Origin of the sequence: Microbispora sp. GKU 823, assembly GCF_002027145.1 — a bacterium.
In the GTDB taxonomy this organism is placed as follows: Bacteria; Actinomycetota; Actinomycetes; order Streptosporangiales; family Streptosporangiaceae; genus Microbispora; species Microbispora siamensis.
Genome location: NZ_MWJN01000023.1, coordinates 17,532 through 43,226 on the forward strand (window position 1 = coordinate 17,532; position 25,695 = coordinate 43,226).

29 protein-coding genes, 1 tRNA gene and 5 pseudogenes are annotated in these 25,695 nt (G+C 69.6%); 15 read left to right on the forward strand and 20 right to left on the reverse strand.

All coding sequences use genetic code 11. From position 1 onward, the window contains the following. Positions 1-12: 12 nt before the first annotated feature. The 3 genes and pseudogenes from B1L11_RS50805 to B1L11_RS50810 all read right to left on the reverse strand — a co-directional run. Positions 13-414 (reverse strand): hypothetical protein, encoded by a 402-nt coding sequence (locus B1L11_RS50805; RefSeq protein ID WP_256862545.1) that lies wholly within the window; start codon positions 412-414, stop codon positions 13-15. Further along, positions 314-610 (reverse strand): annotated as a pseudogene (locus B1L11_RS54820) (asparaginase domain-containing protein); the annotation flags it as partial. The pseudogene B1L11_RS54820 and the gene B1L11_RS50805, both read right to left, overlap by 101 nt. A 97-nt stretch (positions 611-707) precedes the next feature. Continuing rightward, positions 708-860: pseudogene (locus B1L11_RS50810) on the reverse strand (SDR family NAD(P)-dependent oxidoreductase); the annotation flags it as partial. Positions 861-1,380: 520 nt separating this feature from the next. On the opposite strand from B1L11_RS50810, the gene B1L11_RS14670 reads away from it, so the two are divergent. From B1L11_RS14670 to B1L11_RS14680, 3 genes are all read left to right on the forward strand, one after another. Next, positions 1,381-1,581, forward strand: a complete 201-nt coding sequence (locus B1L11_RS14670) for a hypothetical protein (RefSeq protein WP_079314993.1) — start codon at positions 1,381-1,383, stop codon at positions 1,579-1,581. A 184-nt stretch (positions 1,582-1,765) separates the two neighbouring features. Beyond that, a complete protein-coding gene (locus B1L11_RS45220; RefSeq protein WP_143737270.1) occupies positions 1,766-2,380 on the forward strand; it encodes a hypothetical protein in 615 nt (204 codons plus the stop codon). 656 nt (positions 2,381-3,036) lie between these two features. Further along, positions 3,037-4,821 (forward strand): ABC transporter ATP-binding protein, encoded by a 1,785-nt coding sequence (locus tag B1L11_RS14680; protein ID WP_218671127.1) that lies wholly within the window; start codon positions 3,037-3,039, stop codon positions 4,819-4,821. A 46-nt stretch (positions 4,822-4,867) separates the two neighbouring features. Here B1L11_RS14680 and sigJ read toward each other — a convergent pair whose 3' ends face one another. The 11 genes and pseudogenes from sigJ to B1L11_RS14735 form a co-directional block, all read right to left on the reverse strand. Then, a complete protein-coding gene (sigJ, locus tag B1L11_RS14685; protein ID WP_256862546.1) occupies positions 4,868-5,782 on the reverse strand; it encodes an RNA polymerase sigma factor SigJ in 915 nt (304 codons plus the stop codon). Positions 5,783-5,859: 77 nt separating this feature from the next. After that, entirely contained in the window at positions 5,860-6,246 is a 387-nt protein-coding gene (locus B1L11_RS14690; RefSeq protein WP_079314996.1) for a DoxX family protein, read from the reverse strand. A gap of 7 nt (positions 6,247-6,253) precedes the next feature. Then, positions 6,254-7,114 (reverse strand): NAD(P)H-binding protein, encoded by an 861-nt coding sequence (locus B1L11_RS14695; protein ID WP_079314997.1) that lies wholly within the window; start codon positions 7,112-7,114, stop codon positions 6,254-6,256. A gap of 19 nt (positions 7,115-7,133) precedes the next feature. Then, positions 7,134-8,018 (reverse strand): SDR family oxidoreductase, encoded by an 885-nt coding sequence (locus tag B1L11_RS14700; RefSeq protein ID WP_079314998.1) that lies wholly within the window; start codon positions 8,016-8,018, stop codon positions 7,134-7,136. Positions 8,019-8,559: 541 nt separating this feature from the next. Beyond that, positions 8,560-9,471, reverse strand: coding sequence for an alpha/beta hydrolase (locus B1L11_RS14710; RefSeq protein ID WP_179155149.1), 912 nt, complete (start codon positions 9,469-9,471; stop codon positions 8,560-8,562). Positions 9,472-9,897: 426 nt separating this feature from the next. Beyond that, positions 9,898-10,551, reverse strand: coding sequence for a response regulator transcription factor (locus B1L11_RS14715; RefSeq protein WP_218671128.1), 654 nt, complete (start codon positions 10,549-10,551; stop codon positions 9,898-9,900). Then, on the reverse strand, positions 10,548-11,198 hold the full coding sequence (locus B1L11_RS14720; RefSeq protein ID WP_079315001.1) for a hypothetical protein: 651 nt from the start codon (positions 11,196-11,198) through the stop codon (positions 10,548-10,550). The genes B1L11_RS14715 and B1L11_RS14720 overlap by 4 nt, the downstream gene beginning before the upstream one ends. A gap of 517 nt (positions 11,199-11,715) precedes the next feature. Then, positions 11,716-12,015, reverse strand: a pseudogene (locus B1L11_RS54825) (ATP-binding protein); the annotation flags it as partial. Beyond that, complete coding sequence (locus tag B1L11_RS14725) at positions 11,901-12,539, reverse strand: histidine kinase (protein WP_079315002.1); 639 nt, start codon at positions 12,537-12,539, stop codon at positions 11,901-11,903. The gene B1L11_RS14725 and the pseudogene B1L11_RS54825, both read right to left, overlap by 115 nt. Positions 12,540-12,629: 90 nt before the next feature. Beyond that, positions 12,630-13,466, reverse strand: coding sequence for a HAMP domain-containing sensor histidine kinase (locus tag B1L11_RS14730; RefSeq protein ID WP_179155150.1), 837 nt, complete (start codon positions 13,464-13,466; stop codon positions 12,630-12,632). 432 nt (positions 13,467-13,898) lie between these two features. Continuing rightward, positions 13,899-14,264: a DUF5997 family protein gene (locus B1L11_RS14735; RefSeq protein WP_079315004.1), complete on the reverse strand. Its 366-nt coding sequence runs from the start codon at positions 14,262-14,264 to the stop codon at positions 13,899-13,901. A 54-nt stretch (positions 14,265-14,318) separates the two neighbouring features. On the opposite strand from B1L11_RS14735, the gene B1L11_RS14740 reads away from it, so the two are divergent. Continuing rightward, a complete protein-coding gene (locus tag B1L11_RS14740) occupies positions 14,319-15,179 on the forward strand; it encodes a LysR family transcriptional regulator substrate-binding protein (RefSeq protein ID WP_143737271.1) in 861 nt (286 codons plus the stop codon). On the opposite strand, the gene B1L11_RS54830 is transcribed toward B1L11_RS14740, so the two are convergent. Further along, a complete protein-coding gene (locus tag B1L11_RS54830; protein WP_372974675.1) occupies positions 15,142-15,291 on the reverse strand; it encodes a hypothetical protein in 150 nt (49 codons plus the stop codon). The two genes, B1L11_RS14740 and B1L11_RS54830, sit on opposite strands and share 38 nt — an antisense overlap. Further along, positions 15,224-16,033, reverse strand: coding sequence for an Ig-like domain-containing protein (locus B1L11_RS50815; RefSeq protein WP_256862547.1), 810 nt, complete (start codon positions 16,031-16,033; stop codon positions 15,224-15,226). The genes B1L11_RS54830 and B1L11_RS50815 overlap by 68 nt, the downstream gene beginning before the upstream one ends. Positions 16,034-16,169: 136 nt before the next feature. Here B1L11_RS50815 and B1L11_RS46830 point away from each other — a divergent pair, with 136 nt between their 5' ends. Genes B1L11_RS46830 through B1L11_RS14755 form a run of 3 tightly spaced genes read left to right on the forward strand, consistent with a single transcriptional unit; the run spans position 16,170 to position 18,295 of the window. Continuing rightward, complete coding sequence (locus tag B1L11_RS46830; RefSeq protein WP_179155151.1) at positions 16,170-16,331, forward strand: hypothetical protein; 162 nt, start codon at positions 16,170-16,172, stop codon at positions 16,329-16,331. A gap of 40 nt (positions 16,332-16,371) precedes the next feature. After that, positions 16,372-16,956 carry a winged helix-turn-helix domain-containing protein gene (locus B1L11_RS14750; RefSeq protein WP_079315006.1) on the forward strand — a complete coding sequence of 195 codons (585 nt, stop codon included), beginning with the start codon at positions 16,372-16,374 and terminating at the stop codon, positions 16,954-16,956. 7 nt (positions 16,957-16,963) lie between these two features. Continuing rightward, positions 16,964-18,295 carry an MFS transporter gene (locus B1L11_RS14755; RefSeq protein ID WP_218671129.1) on the forward strand — a complete coding sequence of 444 codons (1,332 nt, stop codon included), beginning with the start codon at positions 16,964-16,966 and terminating at the stop codon, positions 18,293-18,295. Positions 18,296-18,440: 145 nt separating this feature from the next. On the opposite strand, the gene B1L11_RS14760 is transcribed toward B1L11_RS14755, so the two are convergent. After that, entirely contained in the window at positions 18,441-18,692 is a 252-nt protein-coding gene (locus B1L11_RS14760; protein ID WP_256862548.1) for a winged helix-turn-helix domain-containing protein, read from the reverse strand. An 88-nt stretch (positions 18,693-18,780) separates the two neighbouring features. On the opposite strand from B1L11_RS14760, the gene B1L11_RS14765 reads away from it, so the two are divergent. The 3 genes and pseudogenes from B1L11_RS14765 to B1L11_RS50820 all read left to right on the forward strand — a co-directional run. Continuing rightward, the gene (locus tag B1L11_RS14765; RefSeq protein ID WP_079315008.1) at positions 18,781-19,083 is read left to right on the forward strand and encodes a hypothetical protein; all 303 of its coding nucleotides are present in this window, start codon (positions 18,781-18,783) and stop codon (positions 19,081-19,083) included. A gap of 387 nt (positions 19,084-19,470) precedes the next feature. Beyond that, complete coding sequence (locus tag B1L11_RS14770) at positions 19,471-19,740, forward strand: hypothetical protein (protein WP_079315009.1); 270 nt, start codon at positions 19,471-19,473, stop codon at positions 19,738-19,740. Positions 19,741-19,767: 27 nt separating this feature from the next. Then, positions 19,768-19,824 (forward strand): annotated as a pseudogene (locus B1L11_RS50820) (helix-turn-helix domain-containing protein); the annotation flags it as partial. A gap of 30 nt (positions 19,825-19,854) precedes the next feature. Here the strand turns inward: B1L11_RS50820 and B1L11_RS14775 are convergent. Continuing rightward, a complete protein-coding gene (locus B1L11_RS14775) occupies positions 19,855-20,136 on the reverse strand; it encodes a hypothetical protein (protein WP_079315010.1) in 282 nt (93 codons plus the stop codon). A 52-nt stretch (positions 20,137-20,188) separates the two neighbouring features. Here B1L11_RS14775 and B1L11_RS50825 point away from each other — a divergent pair. Next, positions 20,189-20,293, forward strand: a pseudogene (locus B1L11_RS50825) (IS5/IS1182 family transposase); the annotation flags it as partial. 640 nt (positions 20,294-20,933) lie between these two features. On the opposite strand, the gene B1L11_RS14780 reads toward B1L11_RS50825, so the two are convergent. Further along, positions 20,934-21,776 (reverse strand): GntR family transcriptional regulator, encoded by an 843-nt coding sequence (locus B1L11_RS14780; protein WP_079315011.1) that lies wholly within the window; start codon positions 21,774-21,776, stop codon positions 20,934-20,936. Positions 21,777-21,908: 132 nt separating this feature from the next. Between B1L11_RS14780 and B1L11_RS14785 the strand changes: the two genes are divergently transcribed. The 4 genes from B1L11_RS14785 to B1L11_RS14800 are packed head-to-tail and all read left to right on the forward strand — an operon-like array spanning position 21,909 to position 25,544. After that, complete coding sequence (locus B1L11_RS14785) at positions 21,909-23,414, forward strand: replication initiator (RefSeq protein ID WP_143737273.1); 1,506 nt, start codon at positions 21,909-21,911, stop codon at positions 23,412-23,414. Continuing rightward, positions 23,404-23,583: a helix-turn-helix domain-containing protein gene (locus B1L11_RS14790; RefSeq protein WP_079315012.1), complete on the forward strand. Its 180-nt coding sequence runs from the start codon at positions 23,404-23,406 to the stop codon at positions 23,581-23,583. The genes B1L11_RS14785 and B1L11_RS14790 overlap by 11 nt, the downstream gene beginning before the upstream one ends. Further along, positions 23,583-24,836 carry a site-specific integrase gene (locus tag B1L11_RS14795; protein WP_079315013.1) on the forward strand — a complete coding sequence of 418 codons (1,254 nt, stop codon included), beginning with the start codon at positions 23,583-23,585 and terminating at the stop codon, positions 24,834-24,836. The genes B1L11_RS14790 and B1L11_RS14795 overlap by 1 nt, the downstream gene beginning before the upstream one ends. Positions 24,837-24,878: 42 nt before the next feature. Further along, positions 24,879-25,544, forward strand: a complete 666-nt coding sequence (locus tag B1L11_RS14800) for a hypothetical protein (RefSeq protein WP_218671130.1) — start codon at positions 24,879-24,881, stop codon at positions 25,542-25,544. A 69-nt stretch (positions 25,545-25,613) separates the two neighbouring features. Here B1L11_RS14800 and B1L11_RS14805 read toward each other — a convergent pair. After that, positions 25,614-25,685: transfer RNA gene (locus B1L11_RS14805), tRNA-Lys, on the reverse strand. Positions 25,686-25,695 lie beyond the last annotated feature (10 nt).

Genomic DNA, 25,695 nt, shown 5'->3' on the forward strand with positions numbered 1-25,695 from the left:
GGTTTCGATGGATCAGACATGGGCGGCGAGGGTCTGCCCCGTGACGGGTACGCCCTCGGAGAGCAGCAGCCTCGCCTGGTAGAGCGGCAGCCCGCCCATGCTCAGCGCCCCGGCGCGTACGAGGTCGACCCCGCCGCCGTTGCCGTACGTGGGCACGACCGGCCCCTCGGCCACCCGCGTGGACAGTCCCACGACCGTTCCCGCGGCCACCGCCTCTGCAACCCACTCCAGCAGGGCGTGGTCGGCGTTGCCGACGCCGGTCCCGGCGAGCACGACCGCCCGCGTACCGGCCCGTACGGCGGCGTCGGCCGATGGGACCGCCGTCCAGCGTCCTGAACGGCTGGGCGGCGACGGTGCGGTGCTTGCGGGCGCCCCGGGCGGCGAAGATCCGCCCGGCGAAGGAGATGAGCGCACCGCACCCGCGCGCCCCGGGGGAGGCGGCGACGGCGACCGCCTCCCGGAGGTTGCGTGGTCCGTCGCTGTCGGGCTGGTCGGCCGCCCGCTGGGCGCCGGTGAGAACGACGGGCTTGTCGCTGTCGTGGACGAGGTCCAGGAGGAAGGCCGTCTCCTCCATGGTGTCGGTGCCGTGGGCCACCACGATGCCGGTCACGTCGTCCGTTCCACCACCTCGGCCATCGCGCGCCTACGGCGGCGGCGTCGGCGATGTCGACGATGTGGCCCGTGACGTGGCCCCTGACGTGGCCCGTGGCCGTGCCGAGGCCCAGCAGCTCCTCGGGAACGGGCTTCACGTCGAGCAGGGCGAGACGGGCGCCTTCGGCGGCGAACAGCCGGGCCGTCGCGGCCCCGATCCCGCTCGACGCCCCGGTGATGAGGGCCACCTGGCCGTTGAGCTTTCCCATGTACGTTCCCCCTCAGCTCGGCCAGCGGACGGTGAGACCGCCGTCCACGACGACGCTCTGCCCGGTCACGAAGGCGATGACGCTGACGTAGGCGACCGCCCGCTTCGTCACCGGCCGGTTCCAGGGATCGCGGGCGGGCGCTCTCAGGGACGATCCCGGCGCTCCCTGCGGTGGGACAGCTCCCATTGGGGACTGCTCCTATTTGGTGGCTGGAACGCACACAAAGGTTTGTGTAGCGAGACACAAAGGTTTGTGTGAATAGCAGAGGCTTTTGTGTGTGATGTGGCGGGGCCGGCGCTTGTAGCGCGTCCCCGCAGGCGACGCAGCCGGCCGCGGGTCGCCCCGTGGTCAGGTGCATCGTATTCGCGGTGCCGGCGGTGGCCGGCCCGGTGTTTTCGTCCGCCGTGGCGAGTGCGAGACGCGACTTCCGGCGGAGTACTCGATACCAAGGCCGGGCGCGATCACGGACCGGCTCCCGCCGCTGATAATCATCGGGCCGCTCGTCTGGACGGGCTACGAAATGGTGACCACCTTGTGGTGGAAGCGCTGGTGGGCGCTCGCCCCCGGGGCGGTGGCCGGCTTGGGGGCCTTCCTCCTGGTGCGCTCGCTGATCGCGGCGTCGTTCGCCGTGGGGGTGGCGTGTGTCGCCGGCTGGGCGGTGTTCGCCGTGGTGTTCGCGCTCGGCACCCGCCTGCCACGGACCTCGTTCCCCCCGATGTAAGGCTGGCGCCAAGACGGAGCAGGCGTTGCGACGGATGACGGCCCGCTTGCGGGACGTCGAGCACGGGACATCGCCGTTCGTCTCTTCCGGGTGCTCGCGATGTGGGCCGGGCGTGCGAGATCGCGTACAGGGCCGCCGTCGGCGAGTGGCGCCGCCGCGGCGCCGCAGTGCGGGCAGCTCGTACTTGGTGCAGAAATACCTTGACCGGGCCCCATTTCCGATCTTGGTCATATCGCGGCAGAAAAACGGTATATGCGGGCGTGTCGGCGTCGTCCGGCAAGCGCGGCTGGGTATTCCCCTCGGCGCAGTGATCGGTCAGCTGACGAATCGAGGAAGGCGGGCCATGAAAAAATTCGCATATCTGGGTGGTTTCGCTGTTTCGGCGGCGTTTCTCCCTATTGCGATATCGTCGGCCGCGCAGGCCGATGTCGCTCCGGTGGCCCCGGCGCCGGCACCGATGGAGCGGCAGACGGCGGCTGTGCCTCGCACTCATGAGCCGGCGAGGGTCGCAACGCGGACGATCCTCCCTCGGTACACCGCATTCCGCCGGTTCACCACAGGGCAGCCGCGGCAATGGCAGGCAGGGTGGGATCCCTTCGCGGAGGAGGTGTTCGGACCTGAGATGCAGTTGCGGCTGGAGCCGGAGCTAGCACGCGAGGCGGCGCGCTCGGCACGGGAGGAGTCGCGCGCGGCACGGGAGGAGTCGCGCGAGAGGGCACGAAGAGCGCAGGACATGGAGGTGCTGCAAGCACTCATGTTTTATTTCTTCATGGTAAATCCTGAATATGGTTGGCATTAGACTGCGTGTCAGCCGTTTTCGGGTGGCCGCACTCGGGAACAAGGCGGCCAGTGGTGGAGCATTGCCGGGGAGAGTGGCTTTCGCAGGTGTCTCGGTCCTGCTCCGTGGTCCGCGCACCGTTTCGGCGTGCCCCCACGTCATGCGCCTGGCGGCATGAAGCCGCGGAGCCCGCCGGGCGCGACGCGGGCCTATGAGCTCCCCCCGCGAGGGTCGATGCCGCACCGATACGCCGAAGGACCCCCGGAAGTCGTCCGGAGTCCGTCGGCGAGTCGCGTGGATCACGAAGTCGGCTGGGGCCACGACCAAGCGGATTGTCGTGGTCGGACAGCGCTGCCGATCAGTCGGCCCAGGGTGTTACACCGTGTCATTTCATGCTGTTTCGTTTGCCATTCTCCCTGCCATTCCGGCGGATGACGACATCGCGTGCCGTGCCGGGGCCGGATGAGCACTCACCGGGCAACAAGGCTCACCGGTTCAGGTTCAAGTGACCTTCACCGCGTGATTGTCCACGCCGATCGCTCCTTTTGGCCGGGGCGACAGAAAAATCGTTCGCTCTCCCGTGCGCGCTGCGGCAGCATGGCCACGGCGGGTTCGGCGTTCGGGGAGGGCTGATGGCTGCGCTCGGATCGATTGAGGACGCTGAAAACGGCCCATCTATGCGCAAATCAGCCGTTTTGCTGGTGCTGCGCTACTACTGCGGCGAACTGAGGCGGCAATGGCGGGTCGCGGTGCCCGCGCTGACGTTGCCGGCCATCGGGAACATCTGCCTGTTCTACCTGGCGCCGCTGGCGGTGGCCGGGCTCGTGGGGCACCTGTCCGCCGGCGGGGACGGCACCGTCGGCGCGCTCCTGCCGTACGTGCTCGGCTTCGGCGCGATGCTGCTGACGGGCGAGGCGCTGTGGCGGGTGGGGCTGCACTTCCTGAACCGCACCGACGCGCGGGGCATCGAGCGGCTCGGCGTGGTGGGCATGGACGAATTGCTGGCCAAGGACACCGCGTTCTTCCACGACAACTTCGCCGGCTCGCTGACCAAGCGGGTGATCGGCTTCTCCTCCAGATTCGAGGAGTTCGCCGACACGCTCACATTCTCGATCATGGCCAAGGTGGTGCCCCTGGCCTTCGCCTCGGTGGTGCTCTGGCGGTATCACCCGCTGCTGGTCCTCGTTCTCGTGGGCCTCATCATCGTCACCGGCGTCCTCGTCGCTCCGCTCATCCGCCGCCGCCAGGCCCTGGTCGACGAACGCGAGGCCGCCAGGGTGCTGGTGTCGGGCCACGTCGCCGACGTGCTGACCAACATGGAGACGGTCCGCGCGTTCGCCGCCGAGAATCGCGAAGCCGCCGAATATCGGGTGAGGATCGCCGAGCAGCGCAGGTTGTCCCTTCGTTCCTGGGATTACGGCAACCTCCGGGTGGACACCGTCGTCGCCCCTCTGTCGGTGCTCACCAGCGCCGTGGGCCTGCTCCTCGCCGTGGCGCTCCGCGGTGGTCTCGGGGTGGAGGCCATCGTGGTGACGTTCACCTACTACACGAACACGATCAGCATCATGTTCGAGTTCAACCAGATTTACCGGCGCATCGAGAGCGTGCTCACCGAAGCCGCCCAGTTCACCGAGTTGCTCCTCGTGCCGCCGACCGTGGTGGATCCGGTCGATCCGCAGCCCCTGCGCCCCGCCGACGCGAGCGTCCGCTTCGAGCGGGTGAGGTTCGGGTACGCCGGCGGCCCGCCCCTCTTCGAAGACCTGGACCTCGACATCCCCAGCGGCGCCAAGATCGGGCTGGTCGGCCAGTCCGGCGGCGGCAAGAGCACGCTCACCCGGCTGCTGCTGCGTCTCATGGACGTGGACGGCGGCAGGATCCTGATCGGCGGCCAGGACATCGCCCGGCTGCGCCAAGCCGACCTGCGCAGCCTGATCGCCTACGTTCCCCAGGAACCCGCCATGTTCCACAGGTCCGTACGCGACAACCTCGCGTTCGCCCGGCCGGGCGCCACCGACGCCGAAATCTTCGAGGCCGCGCGGGCCGCGCACGTCACGGAGTTCGTCGAGTCCCTGCCGGACGGATTCGACACCCTGGTCGGCGAGCGTGGCGTCAAGCTGTCCGGTGGACAGCGGCAACGCATCGCGCTCGCGCGCGCCATCCTGCGTGACGCCCCCATCCTGCTGCTGGACGAGGCGACCAGCGCCCTGGACTCCGAAAGCGAGATCCTCGTCCAGGAAGCCTTGTGGCGCTTGATGCAGGACCGGACCGCGGTCGTGGTCGCGCACCGCCTGAGCACCGTCGTCCGCATGGATCGGCTTGTCGTGCTCAACCGGGGACGCATCGTGGAGCAGGGCACCCACAGCGAACTGCTCCAGGCCGAAGGCCCCTACGCCCGGCTCTGGCACCACCAGTCCGGAGGCTTCCTCATCGAGGACGGCACCCCGGACGCGCTCCACCTCTGACCGAGGTCCACGGAGGCGAGCGTACGAGGAGGGCCCGCCTGTGGCCTTAACGGTCGGGGGTTTCGGGACCTCCCTCGGTGGTGTGGTCGGAGACGGATCCGAGCTTGTCGGGGTTGCTGACCACGTAGATGTCGCGCACCTGCTTCCCCTCGGGATCGAGGTCGAGCACCATCACCGCGAGGGGCGCGTCCTCCGCGAAGATCACCACGGAGGGGTCGCCGTTGACCTGGCGATACCGGACGTCCACGCCGCCACGCGCGTTGGCCACGACCACCCGGGCGACCTTGTCCCGGCCACGGATCGGACGCGGCCCGCCCGCCGCCGACTTGCCTCCGCCGTCGGGCCACAGGACGACGTCGGGCGCGAGCATCTCCATCAGCGCGGGCAGGTCACCGCCGAACGCCGCCTCGACGAAGCGCTCGGTCACCTCCCGGTGCGTACGCCGGTCGACCCGGGCGCGCGGACGCCGCGCCTGTACGTGTTCGCGCGCCCGGTGGGCGATCTGCCGGATCGCGGCCGGGCTGCGGTCCAGCATGGCGGCGATCTCGGTGTGCTGGTAGGCGAACACCTCGTGCAGGACGAACACGGCCCGCTCCAGCGGAGTGAGCGTCTCCAGGATCACCAGCAGCGCGATCGACACCGACTCCGCGCGTACGGTGGGTTCGGCGGCGTCGGGACCGGTGATCAGCGGTTCCGGCAGCCACGGGCCCAGGTAGGTCTCCTTGCGCCTGCGCAGCGCGCTCTGGTGGGCGAGGGCCTGGTTGACCGCGACACGCACCAGGTACGCGCGGTGGTTGTCGATGCCGGCCACATCTCGTGCCGCCCACGCCAGCCAGGTCTCCTGAAGCACGTCCTCGGTGTCGCCGACCGTGCCGAGCATGTTGTAGACGATGGAGAACAACAACTCGCGGTGGTCGGCGAACGCCTCGGAAGCGTCGGCCGCGGGGGTTTCACGCATCATGAGACTCCTTGCCGGTACGGATACTCCTCAAGAGCCCGTCGGGCGCGAGAGTGTGACCTCGGCTTCAGGCTGCCCGATCAGCGTGTCGCGTGCAGCACGAGGGCGGGATCGAGCGCCAGCGTGGCGACCGCCAGGCCGAGGAACACGACCGCCAGGTAGAACTGGGGCGAGAAGTCACCGACGCGCAGATGGGTGTACAGCGCGCAGACGAAGTAGAGGACGAGGCCCGCGGCGGCGGCCGTGCCGACGAGGGGCACGCCGAGCAGCCCGAGCGCGAGGCCCAGCGCGCCCAGGGCCTTCAGCGCGCCGATCGGCCACACCAGCCACGACTCCGGCACACCGGCTCGGGCGAGCGCGGGGCCGAGGGTACGCATGATCGGCGCGAGCCGGGTCATGGCCGCGAATCCGGAGAACGTGTTGAAAGCGATGGTCACCAGAGCGGTGACGACGTAGGCGGTCGGCATCGAAGGCTCATCCGTTCCGGAAGGCGTCGACGTGGTCGGCCACCCAGTCGCCGTACGTCCGTGCCGGACGGCCGAGAACCTCGCCCATCTCACCCGTCGGGGGATGCTGGTCGCGGCCGGCGTAGTGGTCGTACCGGGCCATCAGGGCGCGCACGAACGGCTCGGGCAGCCCGTTGCCGATCAGGTGCGCGGCGACGGCCCGCGGCGGGACTTCCTCGAAGCGCAGGGGCCTGCCGAGCGCGGCGGCGATCACGGCCACCATCTCCTCGTGCGACAGCGACTCCGGTCCGGTGAGCTCCAGCCGGCGGCCCGCCAGTTCGTCGGTGAGCAGTGCGCGGGCCGCGACCTCGGCCAGATCCCGCTCGTCGAGCACGGACTCCCGGAAGCCCGCGTGCACGTAGCGCACGACGTCTCCGGCGCGGATCTGCGCGCCCCACGCCTGCAGGGTGTTGCCGGCGAAGGCGCTGGCGCGCAGGCTGGTCCAGGCCAAGCCGCCGGCGACGGCCGCCTCCTCGGCTTCCTTGTTCCGGTCCCCGCGCAGGCGGGACGGCTGCAGGTCGAACGGGTCGTCGATGTTCATCGCCGACAGGGCCACCACCTTGCGCACGCCCCGCTCGGCGGCCAGGGCGAGGAGCCGGTCGGCCGAGTCGCCGAAGGCGCGCGGGTGCAGGAAGACAGCCTCGACGCCCTTGAAGTGGTCGGCGGTCGTGCCGGGCCGGGCCGGGTCGCCCTGGACTACCTCCACGCCGTACGGAAGGGCCGCGTCGCGCGGAGCGCGGCTCACGGCGCGTACGCGGGCGCCTTCGGCGACGAGTCGCTGGACGACGAGACGCCCGACGGCGCCGGTCGCTCCGGTGATGAGGATCATGGTTCTCGCCTTCGTTATCTCAGCGCGAGTTGGTGGGCAGGAAGTGACGGGCGTGTTCGGCGGCCCATTGGGCGAACGTGCGCGGCGGACGGCCGACGACCTGCTCCACGTGGTCGGTCAGCGTGGTGGCGTACTCGTTGGGCGTGCCGTACACCCGCAGCAGGCGCTCCACCAGGTCCGCCTCGTAGGCTCCGTCGATTTCGGCGAACGCGCGGAAGAGGGACAGCGGCGGACGCCGGCCCGGCACGCTCCACTCGCGGCGCACCTGGTCAGGGGTGAGCTCCTCGAACCGCAGGTCGCGGCCGGTCGCCTCGGCGAGGATCGCGACCATCCGCCGCGCGGTCAGCACCTCGGGGCCGGTGAGGTGGTAGGACCTGCCGCCGTGACCGTCCTGGGTCAGCACGGCCGCCGCGACGGCGCCGATGTCGTACTCGTCGACCGGCGGGCTCGGGCGATCGCCGTACGGCTCGCGCACCCGGCCGGTGGTCCGCAGCGACTCGCCCCAGTCGTTCAGGAAGTTGGCCATGAACTGCATCGGCCGCAGGAAGGTCCACTCCAGGCCGCTCGCCCTGACGGCCGGCTCCAGCGTGCCCTCCTGCCAGCCGCCCAGGACCGTGGCCTTACGGACCCCGGCGCGTTCCGCGAGAGCGACGATGGCGCGTCCGTTCGTGAGAGGCCGATAACCGACGCCGAAATTGATCAGGTGGACGGCGGTGACGCCGTCGAAGGCCGCCTCCAGGCCGGCGGTGTCGGTGAGGTCACCCGCCACCACCTCGACGCCGTGCGGCAGGACGGCGCGGCCGGGGTCGCGGGTCAGCGCCCGCACCTTCCGGCCGCGATCGAGAAGATGGCGGACGACCTGCCGGCCGACGGTGCCGGTGGCTCCGGTGACGAGAACGGTCATGCCGAGTGCTCCTTGTCGCCGTGGATCACGCCGTCCCGCCCGCTTGTACGCGTACGGGAACGGCCACGCCTCCTAAGAGGACCGGCGGGGAGCGAAGTGTGACGCCGCGCGCGGGGCCGCTGGCGGCGCCCTGGAGGGCCGTCGCCTCGATAAGCCGGGGAGGCTAGGGCAGTTCGGGGCGCACCAGAGCTTCGGAGAAGGGTTCTCCGGTTCTGCGGGCGTACGTCATGCGTGCGCGCACCTCGCTGAGCGAGCGCGGGCGGTAGCCAGGGCCTCCACAACAACTCTTGTGAAAGCGGACGCCCGCGTGCAGCAGCACCGAGAGCGTCCGCCAGCCTGCGTTGTCCCTACGGCGCGGCGCCGCGAAGGCGGAGCCGACGTGGATGAGCGGCTGAGCGCATCGAGGGCAGAGCCGATCGTCAAGGCCCAGTCCTGGATAGGGCTGCTTGTACGAGGCACGGCAAGGCAAGCAGACGAAGGAGGTCTTTCCATGGGCCATGCGGTCAGAGTAGGCCGATCACGCAGCAGGGTCGACAGGGTTTCAGTTGGCGGGTTCGTCCGCCGACGTGACCGGCGGGAGCGGCAGCGGGCGGTCGAGAAGGAACGTCATGAGCAGGTCGCGGTAGAGGTCGGGGCGGCCGTTGGCGATCGAATGCCCCGCGCCGCGCACGTAGACGAGGGTCGACTCGGGAAGCGTGCGCCGGTAATCGTAGGTGACCGCCCATTTCAGGTAGTCGCACTCGCTGCGCACGATGAGCGTGGGCACATGTACGGTGCGTAGCTTCGGACGCGGGTCGGGGACGGCGGCGGCGTCGGCGGACGTCATCTGATTGCTGTAGAAGCCGGGCGGGTTGCCGTGGACGGGGGCGGGCGGGCTTCCTGGGCATCCGGTGGCGTCCTTGGCCGTGAGCAGCAGGTCACGGAAGTACGTGTCGGCCTCGGCGTCGGGTACGAGCGCGTGCGCGGCAGCCGGGTTGACCTGGAGCAGGAGCGCTTGGAGGAGGAACCGGGGATCGGAAGTCAGCTCGTCGGCGCGTTCGGCCTGGGCCGGGGGGAGACGGTCCCAGGGACTGCCCGGTCCGCCGGGGAAGGCCGGGTCCCAGATCGCGCCCGGTGAGGTGAGCACGGCTTTGGCGACGTGGCCGGGATGGGCGGCCATGTACGTCGCCGACAGGCTCCCGCCCCATGACCTGCCGACGAGGACGACCTTCTCGGCGTGTATCGCGCGGCGGATCGCCTCCAGATCGGCGACGTGCCGGGCGACGGTGTAGCCGGTCACGTCGGCCAGCCGGGTGGAGCGGCCGGCGCCGACCTGGTCATAGGCGTAAACGTCGAAACCGGCCGCGGCCAGCTCCCGCCCGGCCTCCGGGACGCCCTCTCCGGGGGTCCCGGGGCCGCCGTGCAGGAAGATCACGGGCGTCGGGCGCGGCTTACCTGACGCGGCGATCTTCACGTAGGCGATGCGGGATCCCGTGGGCAGGTCCCAGTGGGAGACGCCGGGCGGGGCCGCGGCGTCGGCGGCACGGGGAAGGGGCGCATCACCGTGAGGGCCGCGGCCCCGGCCGTGACGAGCACGACGCCGGCGACGTACGGCCACAGCGCTCGCGGGCTGCCGAGCGCCTTGTCGCGGCCCGCCCGAACACCCAGGCGGTTCCCGCCGCCGCGAGGAGGCCGGCCGCGGAGAACACCGTCACCGCCGGGACGGCGGCGGCCGTCCGACGAAGGCCGCCGTCCCGGCCACGGCCGCCGCGATCACCCCGGCGAGCGACAACGCGCCGCCGGACAACAGGTTGGATCTCATGCGAGCCACGCTAGGAAGCCGAACCCGCGTCGGCCTCCTCCCGCGGAACCGTCGTCACCCCCGCCGTACGGCGGGGGGTCAGCGGCTGCCCGGGCGGATCAGGCCGGTCTCGTACGCCGTGATGGTCGCCTGGAGACGGTCGCGGACACCGAGCTTGGCGAGGATCACCGCGACGTGGTCCTTGACGGTCGAGGGGCTGATCCGGAGAACCTCGCCGATCTCGGCGTTGGTGAGACCGCGGGCGACGTGCGTCAGCACCTCGGTCTCGCGCCGGGTGAGCGTGCCGAGGACGGCGGGGTCACGAGGTTCCGGCTCGGACGCGAACCGATCGATGAGGCGTCGGGTGACCCCCGGATCGAGGAGGGCGTCTCCGGAGGCCACCACCCGGACCGCGTCGGCGACTCTCTCCGGTTCGGCATCCTTGAGCAGGAACCCGCCGGCGCCGGCTCTCAGCGCCGCGAACACGTACTCGTCGAGGCCGAACGTCGTCAGCACCACCACCCGGGTGCCCGGCGCTTCCGCGCCGATCCGGGCGGTCGCCCGCAACCCGTCCAGGCCCGGCATCCGGATGTCCATGAGGGCCACATCGGGCCGCAGCGACACAGCCAGCGCCACGGCGGCCTCCCCATCCGCGGCCTGGCCCACGACGCTCAGATCGGGTTCGGCGTCCAGGACCGCCGCGATGCCCGCCCGCACCACCGCCTGGTCGTCGGCGACCGTCACCCTGATCAAGGGAGCACCTCCGGAAGCCACACCCTCACCATTCCGTCCCCGGCGTCCGAGACGCTACCTCCGGCCGCGTCGGCCAGTGCCCGAAGGCGCCGATCCCCGCCCGCGCCGGCGGAAGGCCCCGAGACCGCAACGCCGTCGGCGCGGCAGGCCACGGTGATCTCCCGCTCATCCCGTGTGCAGCCGCGCAGCATCACCTCGGCCGCCCTGAACGCGGCGACCTCCACGCTTGGGGACGCCTCGCGGCGGGCTCCGGCGTACCGGACGGTGCCCTGGTGCCGCACGGCGAGCAGGGCGATCCCGGCGATGGTCGGGGGCGGGTCGTCGCCGCTCTGGCGGCGCAGCTCGCCGAGCGACTCCCTGAGCGCGGCCAGCCCGGCCCTGGCCTCGGCCAGCACGCTGTCCAGCCGCCCCGCGTCCGCCGCGACCACGATGGCCCTGGCATGTCGCAGGGCCGTACGGCGCAGGCCCGCCGCCAGCCGGTTCCGCTCCGCCAGCACGACCGTCGCCGTCTCGCGGCCGAGCAGATCCCGCTCCCATGCCACGGCCGCATGGCGCCGCGCACGCCTTGACCCCACCGTCAGGCCGAGCGCCCACGCCGCCGCCGACGGGACCGCGACGCCCAGGGTCAGCACCGCCCAGGCGGCCACCCGATCTCCCACGATCCCCGGCCCGCACGCCAGAGCAAGCCCGCCTGTCGCCCCCACAGCCGCCCGTGGCGAGAGCCCCCCACCGCCGGCGTGCGCGAGGGCCGTACGCGCCCACCGCGTAGAGCAGCGCCAGCTCGACCCACAGGCACCACAGGAACACGTCCCCTGCGGGCTGCTTCGTCCAGCCGAAGAGTCCGGCGGCGAGCAGGACCGGATAGACCGACAACGCCGCCGCCAGGCTGAAAAGCGGCGCCCGCCTGCGCAGGCCGAGCGGCAGGGCGTGCGCGAGGAAGAGCGGCACCAGCAGGGCGGCCTCTCCGGGGAGGCTCTCGGGCGTGTCGGCCGTCAACAGGCTCGTACCGATGGACAGCGCCACCGCGAGGATCGCAAGCGCGGCGTCGGACGCCTGCCGGCCACGCCATTCGTACGACGTCGATGACGGGCCCTCGTCAGGGATGAGCGGGAGCTCGGCGCGCACGGCCCACCCCCGGTCATCCGGCCCCGCGGACAGGAACCCTCCGCAGGCGGCCACCGCCGTCCTGAGCCCGGCGAGCCCGAATCCGCCGCCCAGTCCACGTGCCACGTCCGCGTCGTCCACGACCCGCTCGCCGGAATCGTTGACGATCGTGACGACCAGGCGGCCGGGTTCGCGGTCGACGCCGACCCGTATGGCGCCTCCCGGCGCGTACCGCAGGGCGTTGGTCAGCGCCTCGCGAACCACCCGGCATGCGACGGCGGCGATCTCAGGCGGGGCGCTCCCGGCTGTTCTGCGGTAGGTGAGACGCGGCTCTGGCCATGCCGCGACCAGGGCGTCCACGTCGGCGAGATCGGGCAGGCCGGTGCCGATGTCGCCGGTGGCCAGCCGCTCCAGTTCCTGGGTGGCCAGGCGGCCGGTCTCGGCGGCATACCGGGCCGCCTCCGCCACGAGAGCCGGGTCGGCGAGACGCAAGGCGGAGGCGGCGCCGACCGCGATGCCGGTGACGTGCTGTGGGCGGCGGTGTCGTGAAGCTCGGCGGCGAGCCGGTGCCGCTCGGCCTCGGCGGCCACGGCCGGCACATCGGGCGAGGCCGCGCGGAAGACGGCCACGGCCCGGCGTTTCGCCCGGCCGCGTCGCCGCGCCCGGCCCAGGGCCCAGGCGACCGCGGCGAGTCCGGCGGCCAGCAGTGTCACGCCGGTGACGGACCTGGGTGACTCCCCGAGGACGCTCGCCGTCCCCGCGGTCAGCACCAACGCGACCACGACGCCCCCGGCGGCCACCTCTGCCGTCTGGCGCAGGGCCAGGCCGTACAGCGCCACGGTCACGATGAGCGGCACAACCCACCACAGCCAGCCCGACAGCACGCCGAGTAAGCCTAACGACGGACAAGCGATGCAGGACCGGGAACGGGTCGCGTGCGCGTACAACCGAGAAGGGGAGAGACCGGTGGTGGCTCAGGGGGCGGCGATGGGCAATTGGAGGACGAAGCAGGCGCCGCCGAGCGGGGAGGGTTCGACCCAGACGGTTCCGTGGTGGGCTTTCGCTATGTCGCGGGTGATGGCCAAGCCGAGGCCGGTGCCGGGCCCGCCCCGCTGCGAGGTGGCTTTGAGCTGGTACATCCGGTCGAAGATGCGTTCCCTGTCCTTCTCCGGCACGCCGGGGCCGTCGTCGGACACCGCCAGCCGGGCATTGCAGCCGCTGCGGCCGACGTGGACCTGCACCTGGTGGGTGGCGTGGTGCTGAGCGTTGTCCAGCAGATTGGTGATGATCTGGCAGATCCGCGTGCGCATGGCGGTGACCTCGACACCGGGAGTGCAGACGACTTCGACCGAGATGGGGTCGTTCCGGTCCGCGACCTCCTGCCTGATCAGTTCGCACAGGTCGATCCGTTCCCAGTCGGCTTGGGCGGCGCGGGAGCGGGCGACCAGGAGAAGCGCGGTACTCAGCGCCTCCAGCCGATCGACTCCACGTAGTACCGCCTCCAGTACTCGGGGGTAGTCCGCTTCGCCGGGGCCGGAAGTCGCTTCTTCCACCGTGACGCGTATCCCGGCCAACGGGGACCGGATCTCGTGGGCGATGTTGGAGGCGAACTGCCGCTCACGATCCAGCATGTCCAAACTCGCGTTGATGTTGTCGACCAGCTGCGTCACCTCCTGCGGATCACGCTGCTGAGCGATCTGGGCGTGTTCGTCGCTGACGTTGATCTCGGCGAGGTCACCGGAGATGGCACCCACGCGTCGCAGCAGCCGGCGGACCAGCACCCGGCCCGCGACCGCAGCGGCCAGCACCATGACGAGATTCCACCACCACTTGCGAGAATCGGTGGCTCTTCCCGGACCTGCGCGCTCCAGCCGCTCGCTCAGGATTGATCTGCCCATCGGATACCCCCCACGAACCATCCCGCCGCGTAGGGCTCCTTACCCTCCCGATCACCCCTTCACCTCGGTCAATCGCCGGGAAGTGGGTCAATACGCCGTCGATCTCGTCGCGTACGTCGAGCGTCGGCACGCCCGGCTGACCGGCCTGGTCCGGCAGATCCACCAGCGCTCTCCCGGCACCTACGGTGCCCGGCGGACGCATGCCGGACTACGTCCGGGCCGGCACATCCGGTCAGCCACGGCGCGGCAGAGCTGCTCATGCGCCGGGCCGCGCTGCAAGGACTCGGCGGCCGGCCCGGATGGCGGCGGACCGAACCGGACCAGATCGCCACTCCCACCGGCTGGCTAGCGCTGTTTGAGGCGCTGCGCTTCCTTGCGCACCTCGGCCTGAACCGCCCGCTCGCGCTTCAGCCACTCGGGGTTCTCCGCCTTGATGGCGTCGATCTCGGCGGTGGTGAGCGGCCCGGTGATGCCGCCCCTGGCCAGGCCCGAGTTGGAGATGCCCAGCTTCACGGCGACGACCTGCCTGGGGTGCGGCCCGTTGCGCCGCAGATCGGCCAGCCATGCCGGCGGATTGGCCTGCAGCGCGTTCAGCTCATCCCTGGAGACGACTCCCTCCTGGAACTCGGCGGGAGTGGCCGAGAGGAGCACACCCAGCTTCTTGGCCGCGGTCGCGGGCTTCATCGTCTGGGTGGCCTTGAGCTTGGTCATGGTGTCAAGGGTAGGGCGCGAAGCCGCTTCCCCTTACATCGGTACCCTGGGGAGGTGACCGACAGGGAGTTCCGGCTGGCTTACGTGCCTGGGGTGACGCCCGCGAAATGGGTCGACATTTGGGCCGAGCGTGTGCCCGAGGTGCCACTCACCCTGGTCTCCGTCACCGCCGCCGAGGTGGTGAAGTTCCTGCACGACGGCGGCGCCGACGCCGGATTCGTGCGGCTGCCCGTGGACCGTGAAGGGCTCAGCGTGATCCCCCTCTATGTCGAGACCACCGTGGTCGTGGTGCCGAAGGATCACATGGTGGCCGCCGCCGACGAGGTGACTGTTGCCGATCTCGCCGACGACGAGGTGTTCCGTCCGATGGACGACACCCTTGAGTGGACGGCCCTGCCGGGGCTGCCGGCTTTCACGCGTCCGGAGACGACGGCGGAGGCGATCCGGCTGGTGGCGGCGGGGGCCGGGCTGCTGCTGGTCCCGCAGTCGCTGGCGCGCCTGTATCACCGCAAGGATCTGACCTATCGGCCGGTTGTGGAGACGCCGCAGTCGCAGATCGGGCTGGCGTGGCCCACGAAGGCGACGACAGAGCTGGTGGAGGACTTCATCGGCATCGTCCGCGGGCGTACGGTGAACAGCTCGCGGGGCCGTACCCCCCGCGCCTGTCCAGGGGAAGGTGCGGAAGCAGCCGAGGACTCCCGCTCCGGGCGGGTCGGGTCGCCGGGGCGCGCAAACCGGCCGGGGCAGGAAGGGCCGCCGTCCCCGCTGAACCGTGCACGGGCCGGAAGTCGTAGGGTCCTTGACCTGCGGACCGACCTGATGCGGCGGTACGGGCAAGCGCGTTGGGCGTTCGGCCGGCTGGTGCTGCTGGGCCGACTCACGACCGGTTCGGATCGGGCACAGCCGTCCCGTTGAGAGTGGTGCTGCCGGCGACGTACTGCGCCCCGTTGGGCACCGGGTCATGGAAGGTGGCGTTCACTGTGGGCGTGGGCCCGGTGTTCGCGGTGGTGAAGGTGTACTCCAGGATGTCCCCGGACTTGATCTGCGCGCCTGGGGATCCACTCGCCTTCCACGACGCTCTTGGCCGTGCTCAGGCAGGTCGGCGTCGTGAACGTCACACCGTCCAGGAAGTTGCCGGCGGTCGGGCTGCCACCCGTGGCCGACACCGACTGGAAGGCGAATCGTGTGACGGTCTGCCCTGGAGGGAGGACGTACACGCCGGTGTAGTGACCCCAGGCGGTGTTGCCGTCGGAGATGTCCGGGGACGAGGCCCCTGTCGGGGTCTGCGGTACGGTCGCGCCTGGTGCTCCGATAAGCACCTGCATCACGTCGGTGCCGAGGCGGCCACGGTGGTACAGCGACCAGGTCATCCGGGTTCCCGGGACGGTCGGCAGGTCCTGGTAGAGCGTGGAGGCATAGTTGGCGTTGAGCTCGGCGAACTGCTGCCCGTCGGCTGACGGGCCTTCACCCATGCCGCTCCGCCAGAACTCCAGTTTGCGGTCCGCGGCGGTGGTGTGCCAGCCGACGCCCGGGTTGGTGGAGGCGTCGGGGATGTTCCAGTCGGCCGTGGCCACGGGCGGCGCCTCGAAGCTGCCGTTGACCAGGTTGATCGGCTGGTAGTCACAGCCGGCGGTGACGGTGACCGTGGCGGTGCTGGTTCCGCAGGCGGTGGTGACGGTGTAGGTGAAGCTGTCGGTACCGGCGAAGCTCGGGGCGGGCGTGTTGCCGCCGAGCTGGCCCGGAGCGGCGATGCGGTGGTGCCGGCCCACGTCTTCTCTTGATCGTCCTCTGGGTCTGGCGCAACCAACCGAGATCAACTTCTCCCGGAAAGACCCACATCGGCCGAGAAATCCCGCACGCGCCTCCGGGCCTGGTCACTCGGCTTGTCCCGCTCCTCTCTTGGCGGTGGCGAAGCTGCCCACGCCGGCCTTCCTCGCTATGGATCAGGACTTCTGCCCTGAGGGCTCCCTGGTGGCGGGCGGCGACGTGCTGGTGCGGATCGCGTGGGAGCTGTGCCGACATGGCACCACCTCGATTCGCAAGAACCATTGCGGAAAAACGTCCTGAAGGCGTATTAATGAAAGAAATCTTTCGTTTTGGAGCGCCCATGGAAGCGACCAGGCCGGAACGGCGCGTACGCGTGCAAGACCCCACGACGCTGCGCGCGCTCGCCCATCCACTACGGCTGCGCCTGCTGCGCTACCTGCTGGCGGCCGGCCCGCGAACGGCGGCGCAGTGCGCCGAGGCGCTCGACGACACCGGCTCCAACTGCAGCTACCACCTGCACCAGCTCGCCCGCCACGGGCTGATCGAACGCGCGCCCGCGCAGGGCGCCAACCGGCGCGACCGGCCGTGGCGCGCCGCCGCCACCGGGCTGGACTTCCTGCCGGAGCCCGGGGACGAGCAGGGCCGGCAGGTCAACGACGCGCTGGCCTCGCTGGAACTGGACGAGGTGTTCCGCTCGCTACAGCGCTATCGGCAACAGCAGCACAAGCTGCCCGACCAGTGGCAGGAGAGCGCGACCTTCCACAACTACACCCTCTCGCTGACCCCCGAGGAACTGCGGCACCTCGCCCTGACGCTGGACGCCGTCATCCGGCCGTACCTGCGTCCGCTGCGCGAGGGGGCGCCGGGTGACGCCCGGGCGGTGAGCCTGAGCCTGCAGGCCTATCCCACACCGGAATTCATCTGACATGTTGATGCTGCTGCGCCACCGCGGATTCGTCCTCGTCTGGATCGCCGGGCTCGCCTCGAGTGTGGCGAGCTGGCTGCTGATCACTGGGTTGCCGATCTACGTCTTCGGCGTCACCGGCTCGGCGTTGGTCACCTCCGCCGTGTTCCTCGTCGAGCTGTTGTGCGGCATCACCCTGGGATCGTTCGCCGGGGCGCTCGCCGACCGCTTCGACCGGTTCCGGCTGATGAGCAGCGTCGCGCTGCTCCAGACGGTGGTGGTGATGCTGCTGGTGGTGGTGGGCGAGCCCAGCCACCGCCTGTGGATCATCTGCCTGGTCGCCGGCGTCCAGGCGGTGCTGACCCAGGCATTCGACTCGGCCCGCAACGCGGCCCTGCCGCGGCTGGTCGAGGGCGCGCACCTGGTTCGCGCCAACAGCATGGTCGCGCTCAACACCAGCGTGGGGCGCCTGATCGGCAGCTCGCTGGGCGGCTTCGCCATCACCCGGGAAGGAACCCGGTACCTGGCGATCGGCGCCGCCGTGGCGTTCGTGACGGCCGCCGCTCTGATCGCAGCCGCCCGCCGGACAGCACACCACGACGCCGCGGAACCGGCCCCGGACGGCGGCGCCACGTCGTTCTTCGCGAACTGGCGATCCGGCCCGGTGACCATGATGCGCAACCGCAGCGTCCGGGTGACGTTCCAGAGCGTGGCCCTGGGCGGCGTCGCCCAGGGCCTGTTCGTAGTGCTCTTCGTCGTGTTCGTCAGCCGCGCGCTGCACGCCGACGGCACGCTCACCGGTGTGCTGCGCGGTGTCCAGGCGATCGGCGGCGTGGCGGGCGGGCTCATCGTCGGCCTGCTCGGCGCACGCCTGAGCCCTTGGCTGCTGATGAGCCTGGGCGCCGCCTCGTTCGGCCTGCTCAGCCTGACCATCTGGAACGGCCCGGTGCTCTCGCGTCAGGTCGAGGTGTACGTCGTGCTGTTCATCCTGGTCGGCGTGCCTGGCATCGCGTACAACAGCGGCGCGTTCGCGCAGATCCAGCAGAGCGTCCCCGACAGAGAGCTGGGCCGGGCCTTCGGCGCGTTCTACGTGGTCTACAACGCGTCGCAGGGACTGGGCATGGCGGCCGCCGGCCTGCTCGGCGACGTGCTCAATGTGGTGCTCGTCCTCAACGTGCAGGCCGTGCTGTACCTGGCCTCCGGCGCGGTGGCCTACTTCGCGCTGCGCCCGGTCCGTGCCCCCGAGGGGACAACGAGCGACCAAGCGAGATCAACCGCTCCCCGCAAGGGCCGTCTCGACCGAGAAAGCCCAGCTCAGGTGGGGCGTGAAGTGGTGGGGCGCCAGGGACTCGAACCCTGAACCGACGGATTAAAAGCTGATCGACGCCCTGGGCACATGGCCTCCGAACTGGGGCCAAGTGTCCAGGGGAGTCCAGCCCGATCCACCCGCGTCCGGCGACGTTGCCGTCAACGGTTGCCGTCAGCTCGCAGGCCTCCAGGCCTGGTCACTCGGCCTTGTCCCGATCTTCAGGAGCGGTGACGAAGCTGCCCATGCCGGGCTCGGTGTGGATCAAGCCGTCTGCCCTGAGTGCCCGCATGACCTTCTGGCCGGTGGCGTTCGCGATGCCGAACTCTTCGATCAGAGCGACGAGTGATGGGATGCGCTCGCCAGGCTTGTACTCGCCGGAGGCGATACGAGTCTTGATGATCTCGTACACCTGCCGCCACCTGGGCTGATTGGCCTTGAACTCCACCACGCGAGTAACGGTAGGAAGCCATTGCACGCCGTGGCGATGGACAGCACGCTATAGCGTGCCATAGCTTTCTTTGCCTACGATGCAGCTCATGGGCCTGTGGGAGGAGAGCGAAGTGAGCAGCGAGAAGGCAGCGAGTGTCCCTGCCCTGACCGTGAACGGCTTGCGGGAGGCGTTTCCCGGCTGGAGCATCTGGCGAAGCTCGGCGGGACGGCTGTGGGCCACGCGGAACGGTCGCCTGACGAACGAGGACTACAACCGCGGCCTATGCCAGACCATCGACGGCGACGATGTCGCCCAACTGGCTCAGGAGCTTCGCCGACAAGCCGCGCTTGCTGGTGCTCTGCCCGACGGGGAAGCGCAGTGCCCTGCCGCTTGGGACACCTCGCGCTGAGCGGCGCGAGATGAACGCGAAGCTGCGGGGCCTCGTCCAGGTTCCGGCGGACCTGTTGGAGGAGCCGGATTGTCCAGGTCTTTCGCCACACCTCCGCACTGCTGTACCTGAGCCAGAGAAGCTGCTCTGGGTCTCACAGCCTCGCGGGCCATACCGAGTCGTGGACTACACCTGCGACTGCGAGGCCGTGTTCTATGAGCTGATCTCCTGTGGCGGCATCTTCCAGATTCACAAGGTTGTGCAGTCGGAACCGCCCGAGCATTCCTATGCGGGCGGCTGGCGGACTGGCGAGGCTCGTCTCTGGTGGCATTCGGTCCTGCTGGGCCGAGTTCGCTAGTGCGGTGACCACAAACGTTCACTGGGCTGAGCGACGTTACCCTCGGCAGGGTGGCGGAGAGAGAGTTCACGATCAATTTGACGCAGGATCAGGCCCTGGTGCTCTCTGACTGGCTCGACCGAGTGATCGGCACCGCGGAGTTTGACGACTTGGTTGGCGAGGACCGTGCGGTCTGGTCACCGATACACCTGATCGCCGGGACACTGGAGACCTCACTGGTTGAGGTCTTCATGCCGGACTACAGCGGACGCCTGGATGCTGCCCGGAAGCGGCTCTTGCAGACCCTCGGGGAGCTGGGTCGGTCCGTGGACAAATCGTAGCGATACTAAGACGGTGACTCATTTGGCCGTTCGTATGGGTTCGTTCACCGGCTGCTGACGGAGGCGGGTGCGTTGCTGCGGCCGCGGGGCCCGGCTGCGGAAGGTGCGCGCGGCCTAGCTGATGTGGTTCACCCAGATGCCGACTGGGATGGAGAGCAGGGCGCCGGCGATGAGGCCGACGATGAGGAGCATCCATTCGCGGCGTCGTTGGCGGGGGCGTTCGAGGCGGGCGGCTTCCTCGGCCTGAGCCGCGACGGCTTGAGCGATCCTGTTGACTTGCCAGTCGCTGAGCACCCGCGGGTCGGGGACGGTTTCGCGGATCACCCCATGGAGTTGGTCGAGGACGGCCTTGCTGGCGAGGTGCGTTATGGCGGCTAAGGGGTCCATGGCTTCCATTCTCGATGTTCGTGCTGGTTCAGGGGAGAGTCGGTCGAGCGTGGGCGTGCCGGGCTGTCGCCGCTTACACCGGCGCTACGAGCGCCGGGCCGACCATTTCGCGTCCTTCGTCGCCCTCGCTGCGGCCCTCATTTGCTACCGCCGACTCGCCAAATGAGTCACCGTCTAAAGAACGCCTGTCGGCATCGTTCTTTCGGTAAGCCCGGTGAACGTTTGTGGTCACCGCACTAGCGATCGCCTCGTACGCCGTCGTCCCACCGCGAAGCGGCAGCGGGCCGGGGACGGAGGGGCAGGCCCGGCCTCGCGTGTACCTGTACCCGGTGACCTTCCGTGCTCGCTGGTTGTCCTGCCCGCATGGCCGGGCTTGCGCCGTAGGAGCCGGTCTGCTGGGCTCTGCCTGGGGCGATGGCGGGCGAGGCGATCAGCCCCCACCACCTACGGCGCGTGCTCTTGCTCGGCGATCACCTCGGGGCCGGAGTGCCCCCGCCGGAGGCGCATTGATGCTCAGCCCTCTTCGGGCCTGTATCTGAAGACGGGGAGCGTAGCGGCCGGCGCAACGCCGTAGGCGCCCGGAGGGCCGCGAAGCGGTTGGGCCGGCGGCGGAGCGGTGGCGACGGCGCGTGTGTGGTCGGCGGGTTCGGTCGGTACGGCGTGGCGCTGCTGCGGTGGGGCGGCCCGAGCCGCCGACGTCCGGGACCGGCCGGAGAGCCGCACACCCGGACGGCGGGCGGGCGTGGGGCCGCCAGCGGCGGCGCGGAGCGCCGTCGCCTTGAACCAGTAAAGAAACTTTGAGCCCACTACACCCGAAGGGCCGCGAGTCCTCCTGGTTCGGATGTCTCGTGGTCGCTGACGGATGCGGCCTCGAAGCGGTCGCCTGGGGCTTCGATTTCGGTGAACTCCAGCGGGCGACCGTGCTGGCTGAGCATGACCCGGCGAACGACTAGCAGGGGCGTTCCGATCGGCTCCATGCCGAGATCCTCGTAGGTCTCGCCGTACGGCATCCGGGCGTGGACGGAGGCGGTCCAGCGCAGCGGCCCATGCTGCCTCTCCAAGTGGGCGTAGTAGTCCTCGGGCTCGACGTGGGATTCGATCTCCCGGCCTGAGCCTTCACCTCGGATCGTCGCGACTTGGTCGGCGAGCACGTACGAGGACAGGTGGATGCGGGCGCGGGTCTTGGTGTGCTGCCAGTAGGCGTAGCGGTAGACGACCATGGTTCCCCGGCGTACCGCCAGGATGTCGGCTCGGCTGCCCTCGGCGGTCATGAACAGCGCCGAGTTCGGCGTGACCTTGCTCTGGGCGCGTTCGGCCTCGCTGGGGACGGTGACATGTTCCCAGCCTTGCTTGGCGGGGTCGTAGGCCGGGCTCAGCAGGTCCTCGTGATCGGGCCAGCCGGTGAGGATCAGGCGGCGGTCCGGGGTCGGGCGGACGAATGTGCCGCGTCCGTGGGCGACGGTCAGCAGTCCCTCTCCGGCGAGCTGGGCGATGGCCTTGCGGATGGTCGGCCGGGAGGTGGCGTACTCGCTGGCGAGGAATGCCTCTCCCGGTAGGGCCTGGCCGGGCTGGTAGTGGTCTTCCAGTACGTCGTTGCGCAAGAGGTCGGCGATGATCCGCCAGCGGGCGGCCTCCTTCTCCTCGGCCATGTGCCGTTGTCCCTTCTTCTCGTCGCTGATGTCTTTACAAGAGGTAGCACGTCTTGGCTAACATGTCCACATGAGCAAACACGTAGCACGTCTTGGACTACGTCTAGGTCACACCGGGAGAGAGGAGGTCGCATGAACAGCAAGGAGGAACAGCACCACACCCCACACCAGCAGCCTGAATGGCTGCTCGATCTTGCACGGCTGATGAACGACCCAGGCCATGACCGCTGGCGGACGATGGTCGCGGCTACCGGAGGATGCGCCAATCCGGTGCACCTGGCGGGGGAGTCTCTCGTCGTTCACGCGGACACCGGAGAGGTCCTGCACACGTATCGCACGGCGGATGAGCCGTACGGGCGGCTGCTCGTCGCCTGCGGCAATCGCCGGTCGTCGGTGTGCCGGGCCTGCTCGCAGCTCTACCAGGCGGACACCTTCCAGCTCGTCAGGGCCGGGCTGTCGGGAGGGAAGGGCGTCCCTGCTGAGGTCAGCGCACACCCCCGGGTCTTCGTCACGCTCACCGCTCCGTCGTTCGGCCCGGTCCACACCCGAAGGGAGAAGGACGGTACGTCCCGCCCCTGCCGTCCACGCAGCCGAGACGAACCCTGTGAACACCGGCGGCCGGTCGGCTGCCACATCCGGCACGAGCCGAAAGACGAACAGCTCGGACAACCGATCTGCCCCGGGTGCTACGACTACCGGGGCGCGGTCCTCTGGCAGGCGCACGTTGGGGCGCTGTGGCACCGCTTCACGCTGGAGATCCGGCGAGAGCTGGCCAGTCAGGCGGGCCTGAGCCGCAGGGCCTTCGCGCAGCTCGTCCGGGTCTCCTTCGCCAAGGTGGCGGAGTATCAGCGTCGGGGACTCGTCCACTTCCACGCCGTGATCCGCCTGGATGGCCCTGGCGGTGCACAAGAGGCACCTCCCGAATGGGCGGACCACTCGCTGCTCTGCCGCGCCATTCCGCCAGCGGTCAAGCGGGTTCGGGCCACCACTGCGCCGAGCGCCCTCGGACGGTGGGACCTCCGATGGGGCGATCAGCTCGACATCCGGCCCATCGTCATCGGTGGCGCTGCGGAGGGCCTCAGCGAGCGTGCCGTGGCGAGTTACATCGCCAAGTACGCCACCAAGGGCGCGGAAGCGTCCGGGACCGTCGATCACCGGTTGGCCTGCCCGGCGTGCAGTGGCCGGGGGCGTGACCGCTTCGCCACCTGTCGCCGCTGCCAGGGAACCGGCCTCAAAGAGGGCCTGCACCTGGACGCCCTGCCAGTAACCGAGCACGCCCGGCGCATGATCCGCGAGTGCTGGGACCTCGGCGGCCGTCCGGAGTTCGCCGACCTACGGTTGCGGCCCTGGGCTCACATGCTCGGCTTCCGGGGCCACTTCTCCACCAAGAGCCGTGACTACTCCACCACGCTCACGAGGATTCGCGGCGAGCGCGCCATGCACCGCGCGACGGAGGCACGGGAGAAGTACGGCCTTCCGGCCGTGGGGGACGCGACCACCCTCGTCCTCGGTCACTGGCGGTTCGCCGGCATCGGCTACACCCCCGGAGAAGCGATCCTCGCCGAGCACATCCGGCAACGGGTGGAGACCGCACGGGCCATTGCCGCCGAGCGCGAGGAGGACCGGCTTGGCGGATGACTTCCTGACGGTGGAGGAGGCCGCACAGCTCCTCAAGATCGGCAGATCCACTCTCTACGACCTCCTCCGCTCCGGCGAACTGGCCTCGTTCCTCATCGGCCACCGTCGCCGCATCCCCAGATCCGCCATAGACGATCTCGTCGCCCGACTGATGAAGGAGGCTTCCTGATGCCCAAACGAACGAAGCAACCGAACGGCGCTGGCAGCGTCTACCAGCGCAGGGACGGCCGCTGGGAGGGTGCGGCCTACTTGGAAGCCCTCGACGGCACCCGGAAGCGGTTCCGGGTGTACGGCAAGACGTGGGAGGAGGCCAACGCCAAGCTCACCGAAGCTCTCGCCAACGCGCGCAAGGGCGTCCCCGTGGAGACGACCACGCTCAGTCTCGGCGACTACCTGACGTACTGGCTCGAACAGGTCGCCAAGCCGAAGGTTCGGCCGTCCACCTATCGGAGTTACGAGACGTACGTGCGGCTGTACCTGATCCCCGGGCTCGGCAAGAAGCAGCTCAAGAAGCTCACGGCCAAGGACATCCGGACGTGGCTCGTGAAGGCGTCCAAAACGTGCCAGTGCTGCCTACAGGGGCACGACGCCAAACGGCCGAAGCGGCACAAGGACCCGGCGAAGCAGCAGCGATGCTGCGCGATCGGGAAATGCTGCAACAAGGTGCCGTCGCCCCGGACGGTCCAGTACCTTCACGCCCTGCTCCGGGCCGCTCTGGCCCAGGCGGTGCGCGAAGACCTGGTGCTGCGCAACGTCGCGAAGAACGTCCAACTGGGCACGGTCGAGAGGCCCGAGATCCAGGCGCTCACCCTCGACGAGGCCAAGCAGTTCCTCCGGCAGGCACGCAAGGGCCGGTTCTACGCGGTGTACGCCGTGGCTCTGGGCGTCGGCCTCCGGCGCGGCGAGGCGCTCGGGCTCCGCTGGGATGACGTCGACCTGGACAACGGAGTGCTCCGCGTCCGACAGGCACTCCAGCGGCAGAAGGGCGAGGGGCTCAAGCTCGTGCCGCTCAAAACGCAGCGCTCTCGCCGTACGATTCGGCTCCCGGAGAACCTGGTGAAGGTCCTCAAGGAGCACAGGGCCGAGCAAGCCGCGGAGCGCCTTGCGGCCGGATCGGCGTGGAACAACCCGCACGGCCTGGTCTTCACGACGCACATTGGGACCGCCATCGAGCCGGAGAACCTCTACCGGCACTTCCGGGCCGTGTGCGACGCAGCGGGCATCCGGCGGGTACGACTGCACGACCTCCGGCACACCTGCGCCACGATCCTGCTCGCACAGGGAGTGGACACCCGGACCATCATGGAGATCCTCGGCCACAGCACGATCGTGCTGACCATGAACACCTACGCCCACGTGCTACCCGAGCACCAAGCGACAGCACTCGACAAGCTCGAAAAGGCGCTGGGAGGTCTCGCTTAGAGAGAGCTTGAGTGGACGAGGGTCCGCCCGCCGATGCCGGGGATGGCAGGCGATGATCTGTTGCGGCAAAGTCATACCAACCACCTCGCCGGAGTCCTCAACATGAACAATCCAACATCGTTCACCGACCGTGAGAACTGGTCCGGTGAATGGTATGAACTGGCCATCGAGATCGGCGACACCAGCGATGAACGCCTTCAAGGGGCGCTGTCGGCACTCTGGCGAGCGGCCGCCATCGAGGGCTGCTACGGCCATCGCGATCGTGAGCCCGAGGAGCAGGACGAGGTCGCCTGCACCGTCTCATCACTGGCCGAATTCGGATTCCTGCTAGGTACGATCACCCTTCCGACCGGTCATCGGGTTGTGTGCGGATGCGTGGCTGTTCGTGAGGACGGCTGCTCGGACTGGCTCGACTTCTACCTACCGGTGGGCGCGCTCGATCGCATTGACGAGCGGTTCGGAAGCTACCGTTTCGATCAGGCCGACGGAGAGGCAGTCTTCGGTTGGCGGCGCACGTACGACGACTGGCTGGCCGACATCGGAACCAGCGTCTATCAGGAGGTCCCGTTCCGACTCGGCTTGATCGGCTTCGAAACGTCAGGCACCATCGACGCGCGTGAACTGAACGGCACCCCGCCCGAAGAGCGCTGGATGGGATACCTGTTGCCGGCTGACGGGGTCCTTCGCTACCTGGCCGCCAATGGGTGACCGACGTTGCCGTCAACCGTAGCCGTCAACAGCCCTTAACGATCATCTTCGCAGAGCTGTTTTCGCAGGTGGGGCGCCAGGGACTCGAACCCTGAACCGACGGATTAAAAGTCCGCAGCTCTGCCATTGAGCTAGCACCCCTTGGTCGTGT

Coding starts and splice junctions, on each gene's coding strand:
- B1L11_RS14670 (WP_079314993.1), top strand. CDS start 1,381: ATGGTGACCACCTTGTGGTGGAAGCGCTGGTGGGCGCTCGCCCCCGGG.
- B1L11_RS14680 (WP_218671127.1), top strand. CDS start 3,037: ATGCGCAAATCAGCCGTTTTGCTGGTGCTGCGCTACTACTGCGGCGAA.
- sigJ (WP_256862546.1), bottom strand. CDS start 5,782: ATGATGCGTGAAACCCCCGCGGCCGACGCTTCCGAGGCGTTCGCCGAC.
- B1L11_RS14690 (WP_079314996.1), bottom strand. CDS start 6,246: ATGCCGACCGCCTACGTCGTCACCGCTCTGGTGACCATCGCTTTCAAC.
- B1L11_RS14695 (WP_079314997.1), bottom strand. CDS start 7,114: ATGATCCTCATCACCGGAGCGACCGGCGCCGTCGGGCGTCTCGTCGTC.
- B1L11_RS14700 (WP_079314998.1), bottom strand. CDS start 8,018: ATGACCGTTCTCGTCACCGGAGCCACCGGCACCGTCGGCCGGCAGGTC.
- B1L11_RS14730 (WP_179155150.1), bottom strand. CDS start 13,466: ATGGTGCTGGCCGCTGCGGTCGCGGGCCGGGTGCTGGTCCGCCGGCTG.
- B1L11_RS14735 (WP_079315004.1), bottom strand. CDS start 14,264: ATGACCAAGCTCAAGGCCACCCAGACGATGAAGCCCGCGACCGCGGCC.
- B1L11_RS14750 (WP_079315006.1), top strand. CDS start 16,372: ATGGAAGCGACCAGGCCGGAACGGCGCGTACGCGTGCAAGACCCCACG.
- B1L11_RS14755 (WP_218671129.1), top strand. CDS start 16,964: ATGCTGCTGCGCCACCGCGGATTCGTCCTCGTCTGGATCGCCGGGCTC.
- B1L11_RS14765 (WP_079315008.1), top strand. CDS start 18,781: ATGGGCCTGTGGGAGGAGAGCGAAGTGAGCAGCGAGAAGGCAGCGAGT.
- B1L11_RS14775 (WP_079315010.1), bottom strand. CDS start 20,136: ATGGAAGCCATGGACCCCTTAGCCGCCATAACGCACCTCGCCAGCAAG.
- B1L11_RS14780 (WP_079315011.1), bottom strand. CDS start 21,776: ATGGCCGAGGAGAAGGAGGCCGCCCGCTGGCGGATCATCGCCGACCTC.
- B1L11_RS14785 (WP_143737273.1), top strand. CDS start 21,909: ATGAACAGCAAGGAGGAACAGCACCACACCCCACACCAGCAGCCTGAA.
- B1L11_RS14795 (WP_079315013.1), top strand. CDS start 23,583: ATGCCCAAACGAACGAAGCAACCGAACGGCGCTGGCAGCGTCTACCAG.
- B1L11_RS14800 (WP_218671130.1), top strand. CDS start 24,879: ATGGCAGGCGATGATCTGTTGCGGCAAAGTCATACCAACCACCTCGCC.